This is a genomic window from Halobacillus sp., from assembly GCF_049282395.1.
Lineage (GTDB): Bacteria > Bacillota > Bacilli > Bacillales > Halobacillaceae > Halobacillus.
Window position 1 is genome coordinate 1 of the sequence record NZ_JBAPTY010000422.1, and the last position, 7,236, is coordinate 7,236.

General features: G+C 42.5%; 9 protein-coding genes. 6 read left to right on the forward strand and 3 right to left on the reverse strand.

Features of this window, described 5'->3' with window-relative positions:
* Positions 1 to 520: 520 nt before the first annotated feature.
* Both WAM07_RS17510 and purT read left to right on the forward strand, forming a co-directional pair.
* A complete protein-coding gene (locus WAM07_RS17510) occupies positions 521 to 712 on the forward strand; it encodes a hypothetical protein (protein WP_422168675.1) in 192 nt (63 codons plus the stop codon).
* 537 nt (positions 713 to 1,249) lie between these two features.
* Positions 1,250 to 2,443 (forward strand): formate-dependent phosphoribosylglycinamide formyltransferase, encoded by a 1,194-nt coding sequence (gene purT, locus WAM07_RS17515; protein WP_422168676.1) that lies wholly within the window; start codon positions 1,250 to 1,252, stop codon positions 2,441 to 2,443.
* Positions 2,444 to 2,481: 38 nt separating this feature from the next.
* On the opposite strand, the gene WAM07_RS17520 is transcribed toward purT, so the two are convergent.
* Together WAM07_RS17520 and WAM07_RS17525 are read right to left on the reverse strand one after the other, a co-directional pair.
* Entirely contained in the window at positions 2,482 to 3,255 is a 774-nt protein-coding gene (locus WAM07_RS17520) for a helix-turn-helix domain-containing protein (RefSeq protein ID WP_422168677.1), read from the reverse strand.
* Between the two features lie 620 nt (positions 3,256 to 3,875).
* On the reverse strand, positions 3,876 to 4,229 hold the full coding sequence (locus WAM07_RS17525; protein WP_422168678.1) for an EamA family transporter: 354 nt from the start codon (positions 4,227 to 4,229) through the stop codon (positions 3,876 to 3,878).
* Positions 4,230 to 4,416: 187 nt separating this feature from the next.
* Between WAM07_RS17525 and WAM07_RS17530 the strand changes: the two genes are divergently transcribed.
* From WAM07_RS17530 to WAM07_RS17540, 3 genes are all read left to right on the forward strand, one after another.
* Complete coding sequence (locus WAM07_RS17530; protein ID WP_422168679.1) at positions 4,417 to 4,542, forward strand: hypothetical protein; 126 nt, start codon at positions 4,417 to 4,419, stop codon at positions 4,540 to 4,542.
* 100 nt (positions 4,543 to 4,642) lie between these two features.
* Complete coding sequence (locus WAM07_RS17535) at positions 4,643 to 4,858, forward strand: hypothetical protein (RefSeq protein ID WP_422168680.1); 216 nt, start codon at positions 4,643 to 4,645, stop codon at positions 4,856 to 4,858.
* A gap of 94 nt (positions 4,859 to 4,952) precedes the next feature.
* Positions 4,953 to 5,603 (forward strand): lysozyme family protein, encoded by a 651-nt coding sequence (locus tag WAM07_RS17540; protein ID WP_422168681.1) that lies wholly within the window; start codon positions 4,953 to 4,955, stop codon positions 5,601 to 5,603.
* Between the two features lie 78 nt (positions 5,604 to 5,681).
* On the opposite strand, the gene WAM07_RS17545 is transcribed toward WAM07_RS17540, so the two are convergent.
* Positions 5,682 to 6,236, reverse strand: coding sequence for a cupin domain-containing protein (locus WAM07_RS17545; protein ID WP_422168683.1), 555 nt, complete (start codon positions 6,234 to 6,236; stop codon positions 5,682 to 5,684).
* Positions 6,237 to 6,476: 240 nt separating this feature from the next.
* Between WAM07_RS17545 and WAM07_RS17550 the strand changes: the two genes are divergently transcribed.
* A complete protein-coding gene (locus tag WAM07_RS17550; protein WP_422168682.1) occupies positions 6,477 to 6,707 on the forward strand; it encodes a hypothetical protein in 231 nt (76 codons plus the stop codon).
* Positions 6,708 to 7,236 lie beyond the last annotated feature (529 nt).

The following is a 7,236-nucleotide window of genomic DNA, read 5'->3' on the forward strand; positions in this document are numbered from 1 at the left end:
TAGGACTCCATTTGAGAAAGGATTGACCTAAGTTCAACGTTAAATTTCGAGTCTGCCCATGGTGATAAACGCTGCTATAGAAACATTTAAGACGATTTTATACTTCACACTTCTCGTGTTAGCAAGGTCCGTTCACTTGAAAAGGCTGGGTTGGTGGGGAAATGATGAGACTCCCGTGGGAGAAGGAGCTAGGCGATACCCCACAGGGAGTGAAACGACTGAGGAGGCTCCTGGTAAAAGGAGGATCGACTAAATTCGCCACGTCCTGTGGCAACGTCGATCGACCCTACGTCTTGTAGGGCCCCAGGAAAGCGAATTATTTCCCCACCAACCCTCATCCCCATTTTAGTAACGGACCCATTTATCTCGAAATTAAGTCTTCAAGTATCGGGAGCTTATCTTTAGGATTGTTTCTAAGATTTTACAGAGTTTTTAATTTAGAAAATTTTTGCCTGAGCAGTCAATATATTGATAATCATGTCGAAAATAGAAGTAAAGGAATAAAAGGAGCAATGTATAAGTGGTGACGAACGTAGAATCATACTTGGAAGTTATAGACCAGACTGACCACCATGCCTGCCGTAAATGTTCGACGATGATGAGTCCTAGAAGAATCATATTTATTAGTGAAGTGAAAATAGATATATTACTAGAATGTGTGGGATGCGGTACGGCCCTGCCTTTAACAATAGATAAATTGCATACACCTTAAATAGGTACAGTCCCTTGAGAATACGTATGGAAGATATTATCGGAGGTGCACACGTTGGGTTTTATATCGGACGCCATACAGCATTTCATCCATTCAGAGGTGAATGAGCCGGCGGCTAAATTAGCCGTTCTCTGTGTGTGTTTATTTTTAGCTGTCTTTATCGTTAATTTCTTACTCCGGTTTATACCACTCCCGAGAAAAGGGAAGGAGATTGCTCTCATGTGTTCCGTATTGGGAGGAGCTTTTCTCTGGTATTCGGTTACGTTTATTTGACCGGATTGAAATAGAATATTGGATGTGAATGGAGAAGAGATCCGCAGGGGTCGCTTCTTTTTTTAGTATGAAGAACAGCAGGCATAGCCCTTGAAGGTAAGGATCCTTATTTTTTAACAGGATCGACTGGGAAGCAGTATAAATTAATACGAACATTTTTGTTTTTATAATGAAATTTATTCGTTAATAAACGATGAAACCTTGAAATTACCCCGATAATGAATTTAGAATGACTATAAACCCAAACATTCAGGAGGAGTAGCCATGTATGGAGCACCGAACCAACGTAATTCGAAAAAGATGATGATGCTTGGATCAGGAGAACTAGGAAAAGAAGTCGTGATTGAAGCACAGCGAATGGGGATCGAAACGATTGCTGTGGATCGATACGAAGGAGCGCCGGCTATGCAGGTAGCTCATCGGTTTGAAGTTATAGATATGCTTGATGGGAATGAGCTTCGCCGCGTCGTGGAAAAGGAACAGCCGGACTACATCGTTCCTGAAATCGAAGCCATTGCGACAGAGACGTTATTAAAGCTTGAGGAAGAAGGCTATAACGTCATCCCGACAGCTTACGCCACCCAGTTAACGATGGATAGGGAAGGGATTAGACGGCTTGCCAGTGAGAAATTGGGTTTACCGACCGCAAAATATGAGTTTGCTAATTCGCTGGAAGAGCTTAAAGAAGCGGTTCATACCATTGGGCTGCCCTGCGTCATTAAGCCGATTATGAGTTCTTCAGGAAAAGGACAGAGCCTCTGCAGAACAGAAAGTGAGATTGAGGATTCCTGGCAGGAGGCTCTTGGCAGTGGCCGGGGAAACAGCACGCGGGTGATTGTGGAAGAATTTATTCATTTTGACTCCGAAATTACACTTTTAACCGTCAAGGCTTCCAATGGTACCTATTACTGCCCGCCAATCGGTCATAGACAGGAGGGGGGAGATTATATTCAGTCGTGGCAGCCGCATGTGATGAGTGAGGAACACATCAAGCAGGCCGAAGCTATTTCTAAACAGATCACAGATGAAATTGGCGGATTTGGTGTGTTTGGAGTTGAACTGTTTATTACATCTAATGGCGTTTATTTTAGTGAAGTTTCTCCTCGTCCGCATGATACGGGCATGGTGACGATGATGACCCAGGAACTCTCTGAATTTGCTCTTCATGTGCGGGCGATTCTCGGACTTCCGATTGAGGATATTCAACTCGTTTCACCGGGCTCAAGTCATGCCGTGAAATCGTCGGTGGAAAGCCATGATTACAACATTTCCGGCTTGGAAGAAGCATTAGCTGTCCCTCATACGCAGGTACGAATTTTCGGAAAACCATCCGCTACGATCGGTCGCCGTATGGCTGTTGTTCTCGGAACCGGTGACTCTGCGGAAGCTGCCTGTAAACAGGCTGAAACAGCTGCTTCCTATCTGAACGTGGGTACGAATAACGATACGGAATCCTGAATATACAATAGACCATCCTGACTCAGGGTGGTTTTTATTTAGTTGTTCAGCCAGTCATAATACAGGTTAGCGGGATCATCCATTACTTCTTTACGTACGGTCTGCTGGAAAGCTGCTAGTATTCCGCCATAAAAGTAGGCAAGAAACGTTTTCTTAATGGAGCCATTTTGTTTAGCAAAAACCGCTTGTTTGAATGTCTGGGTAATGGTGGTTATATAATGATCAACTGGGTAGCATAATTGAGTTTGCTGATAGGCGTAGTGAACTCTTTTCCACGCGCCTAGAATATCTTTTGTGTTCAGGAAAGATTGAGAAAGCTGAATAAACGCTTTCGGTATGTAAGTGGGTAAATAATCACTATCTACAGCAGGTTTAGCGGACGAAATGTGTTTCAAAGGTTGAGGAGACTCGGTTTGTTCAAGTTTTTCAACTATTTCCGCTTTTTCCTCACGAGCGATAACTCTTTTCTCAGGAAGTGGATTTTCCTCTGATGGATTAATAACAAGGATATTCACTCCGCGCTTCCCGTTTGGACGGATCGTTGGAGTGCGCGAAAGCAAACCTGCCTGCTCCAGCGTGTTGATTGCTCGTACGATGGTTCGACGGCTGCGTTTGGTAGCTTTTTCAATGGTTTCGATTTTGGCAAAAGAGACACCAGGATATTTAACCGAATGGCGCCAAATAAACGTTAATATTTCAAGGGAAGCTGGAGAGAGGGAGGCCTTATGCTGATATAGAAAAGAGCGAACACGTACATCTAATTCTTTTTTACTCGGAAAGGATTGAAGCTTGCTAATGTCATGGATATTCATTTTTCATCACCTATTCTTGTCTTGTTACTCTAGTAATCGAAAGTTTTAAGAATTTGGTGTCAAAAAAATAAAATCTTTTTTTATATCGTTTTTTTAATTCTTTTTTTAATTAATCTTAGTTTATTCTTTGTTTCGGCGGGTGAATTTGATGTGTGAGGCCAGTTGTACCAAAGGTTTCGCGGAGGTCAATGCCGTGTCATTTGCCGTGTCAAATAAGGGTGACAAGTATCTTTAGTGGCAAAAAAATTTTTTAACAGGAAGAATCTATTAAAGTCATAGGGTGATATTCTTTTAAAACGCACATACGTTCCAAAAAGTCATCAACTATACGTCGATCATCATGGTGAGAGCTGCAGACTGCCGATATCCTTAGAGCCTTATGAAAAAGCCCTATTGTAGATGATGGGATCCATCTACAATAGGGCTTTTTTAACTTAAATAATGAGAACAGGAATTTTTCGTATTACCAAAAATGTAATTTCAAGAAGAAAAAGGCCGTGTCGTTTACACCGCCTCCTTTTTCCTTTTATCAGTACTTGTAATGGAGGATGAGGAAGGTTTCACACTAAGTACGATAACCGTAACCAGGATAATCGCTATTCCAAGAAGTTGAATAATGGTCAAATGATTCCCGATAAGCAAAAGCCAAATAAGGAAGCGGTTACGGGTTCAACCATAGCAACCATGGAAGCGGTAGTTGGGGCCGTCCACTGAATGCCATTCACATAAACCATGAACGAAATTCCAGCTCCAAGGACCCCCAATATAAGAAACCAGCCGATGTCGTTTGAGGTGATTGCTCTAGCGGCTTGATCCATGTCCGTGATAAGCAAAAGGATAAGATAAAATGAATAGAAAGCGATGGTTAAAGTGGTCTGTGGCTTCCCGCTGGCAGAGGTGTTCTTAAATCCAAATATGAATAATGCATAAGATAGCCCTGCGGCAAGCCCGGATGCAGCTCCTAGTAAACCCACAGATAGCGAATTGGTATCCGGTGGGGTGCGGCGCCTATTGTGGAAGAGGATGAAACAGTAGTGTACCCGATGCTTGGGAATTCATTTTCTAAACCACAGAGATAAGACTGAATAGCCGGAGAGTACGGCCGGGAATATGGAGGAGTATCGACAGAACGAAAATTTTACTTTATTGAGGAGGAATATCATGGGGTTCGTGTTTATCATCATTTTTGTAGTAGCGGCCATCGCTGCTTTAGCCTTACCGATTCTATTGCCTTCACAAAGAGATAGGGAAAACCCGGATCAATATCATGAATCACGCTGGATGTAGCTATACAAAGGAATGATGTGGGGAGATAAAGAAGCATCCGTTCTAGAGTAGTTGACTTCCTACATAGAAATGAATAAACGTGGTTCAGTGAGGTGTTAACGTGAAGGAGTTTCTTCTGATTATCGTTTCGTTGTTGATTACAGACTTTTTATCTTCGCAGGTGTATGCCTGGATCCATTTGGAGTACCGCTTATTCCAAGATGAATTTGATCTAGGGCTGTTTTTACTCGACTTCGGAATATTTCTCCTGATTGCTATGATCGTTTATTCTCTACTGAGAAAAATATTTTTTCAAGAACGTTCAGTTCGCTCATAGTTTAAAAAACATTATAGAGCATGATAGGAGATTAAGGCTTACCGGCATGTTAAAATAGACTCATCTTATGAGAAGCAGCGATAAGGGGAGAAACATGCCGAAATATAAGTTGAAAACAAAATTTAAAAAAACCGTTTCGGAAGCGTTTGTGAAAATTATGCTGCCTATCATTCTAGTAATCGGTGGTATTTATTTGCTCACAAGCAGTAATCTGGGAGACGGCATAACGAGCAGTACAACTGAATCACAGGATTTGTCTGAAGAGGTGCTGCAATATGAAGACGAAGTTAGAAAGTATGCGAAGCAGGAAGGAATTGAAGAACACGTTGATGTGCTGATGGCGTTAATGATGCAGGAATCAGGTGGAAGAGGAGATGATCCTATGCAAGCCTCCGAATCCTTGTGCGGTTCGGTCGGATGTATTGAAGATCCGGAGAAGTCCATTGAACAGGGGGTCTCCTACTTTGCGAATGTGCTGGATCGGGCCGATCAGGATATTAAATTAGCGCTTCAATCCTACAATTTTGGTGCTGGTTTTATTGATTTTGTCAGGAACAATGGTGGGGAGTACACACAGGAACTTGCGATAGAATTCTCTGCCAAAAAGTATGAGGAATTAGAACATACGGGCAAATACGACTGTATTCGCGAGGAAGCTGAACAGTACGACGCCTGTTACGGGGATATCTATTATGTAAATGCGGTCCTTGATCATTATAACGGGGAAGAAATTCAAGACTTATAGCTAATCGGATTTAAAAATAAAAATGGGAACTTCTCGTTTAGGAAGTTCCCATTTTTTTAATGGAGTGGATGATCCTCATTAATCTTCCGCAGCCATCGCTTCAGCTTTTGTAGTGTGAACGGTACCGAACGGATGGTTAGGCGGGGCATAGATCGAGTATAGTTTAAGCGGAGTATTGCCTGTATTGGTTAAGTTATGCCATGTACCCGCAGGGATGAAAATAGCCGAATCATCCATCACATATCTTGTGAAGTTTAAATCGTCTTTTTGTTTACCCATTTGTGTAAACCCCTGGCCTTGCTCAATACGTAAAAATTGATCGACGTCTGGATGTATTTCTAAGCCGATATCTTCCCCGGGTTTAATACTCATCAGAGTTAACTGCAAATGGTCTCCGGTCCATAAGGCTGTGCGATAGGTGTTATTCTGCGTCGTGGCTGTATTGATGTTAACGACAAATGGCTTGGATCCATAATCCTTTAACTGAATGTTCCTCTGACTCTGCGAAGGGGGCCAGGCGGCGTATCCGTTGTCCTGAGGGTAGGACCAGTAGCCATTATGACTTCCATTACTGTACATAGGTCCACTTTCATAAGGGTAACGATATGGATACATATAAGGGTTATAGTACACTTTATCCATCCTTTCTTACTTCCTAACGTTATCCTATGCATTAGCCTATTGAACGTACATAAAAATTAGTACGGAAATGGTCGGAGCCGTTCACTTCCCGTCAAATTGTTTTCTAATGAAAATCATCCAAAACTTTTTACAGAGTCTTAGGAAAAGGATTGAGATCAGGGAGCAGATTTGACATAATGGATGAGTTCTTAAAGGAAACTACAGCGACTCAATCAGGAGGTAGTATCATACATGAACAAAATTCGGCAGTGGTTTAGCGGACCCATATTCTCCGAGAAAATCGATCGTTTTATTCTAATCCCGCTTGCCCTAATTGGAATCCTTCTCGCCAGGTTTTTAAAATCAGCCGGGTGGGCGACAGGTGATGCGTTAGGCATACTGGTGCTGGCAGCCATCCTGTTGACGATTGGCTTGCGAATCTTAGGCGCTCGCTGGAAAGATAAGAAAAATATAAATCATTAAAAACCGTCTTTTCGTAGAAAAGGCGGTTTTTTTGGAACTAAAGATATATAGGAGAAGGTCGTCAGAAATACTTAGACGACTCTGATAAATAAAAAGTTTTTAAATTTTAGGTTCTGTTAAACTTCCGTGTTGATTTTAAGCTAAAGCTCCCGTTTGTTGAAGACTCAGTTTCGAGATATTGGTGAGCGAAAGGTCCTCCGGGGGACGATTTCGCTTTCCGCGGGCATGTGCTGAGCTTCCTCGGGCTTAACAGCCCTGCGGGATCTCACCGATCATGTTCATCCCGCAGGAGTCTACATCGTCCCCCTCCGGACCTGGCCGAATCAGAAACTCGAAACCACTAAATCCCCTGTCTGCTTGGTGAGAATAAGCATGGGATAAGTCGTTTATTTTTATGCTAGAACGATGTGAAAAAGCTTGTCATAAAAGCATTTAGGACCTATTTAAAAGGAGAGCATTCTCTTTTCGGGAAGGGTTCGTTATTCTCCCGTGGCTGGGTTGGTTGGGAAATGGCGAGACTCCCATGGGA

What these genes read in the sequence shown, in the direction of transcription:
- purT (WP_422168676.1), top strand. Translation starts at nt 1,250, where the DNA reads ATGTATGGAGCACCGAACCAACGTAATTCGAAAAAGATGATGATGCTT.
- WAM07_RS17520 (WP_422168677.1), bottom strand. Translation starts at nt 3,255, where the DNA reads ATGAATATCCATGACATTAGCAAGCTTCAATCCTTTCCGAGTAAAAAA.
- WAM07_RS17530 (WP_422168679.1), top strand. Translation starts at nt 4,417, where the DNA reads ATGGGGTTCGTGTTTATCATCATTTTTGTAGTAGCGGCCATCGCTGCT.
- WAM07_RS17540 (WP_422168681.1), top strand. Translation starts at nt 4,953, where the DNA reads ATGCCGAAATATAAGTTGAAAACAAAATTTAAAAAAACCGTTTCGGAA.
- WAM07_RS17550 (WP_422168682.1), top strand. Translation starts at nt 6,477, where the DNA reads ATGAACAAAATTCGGCAGTGGTTTAGCGGACCCATATTCTCCGAGAAA.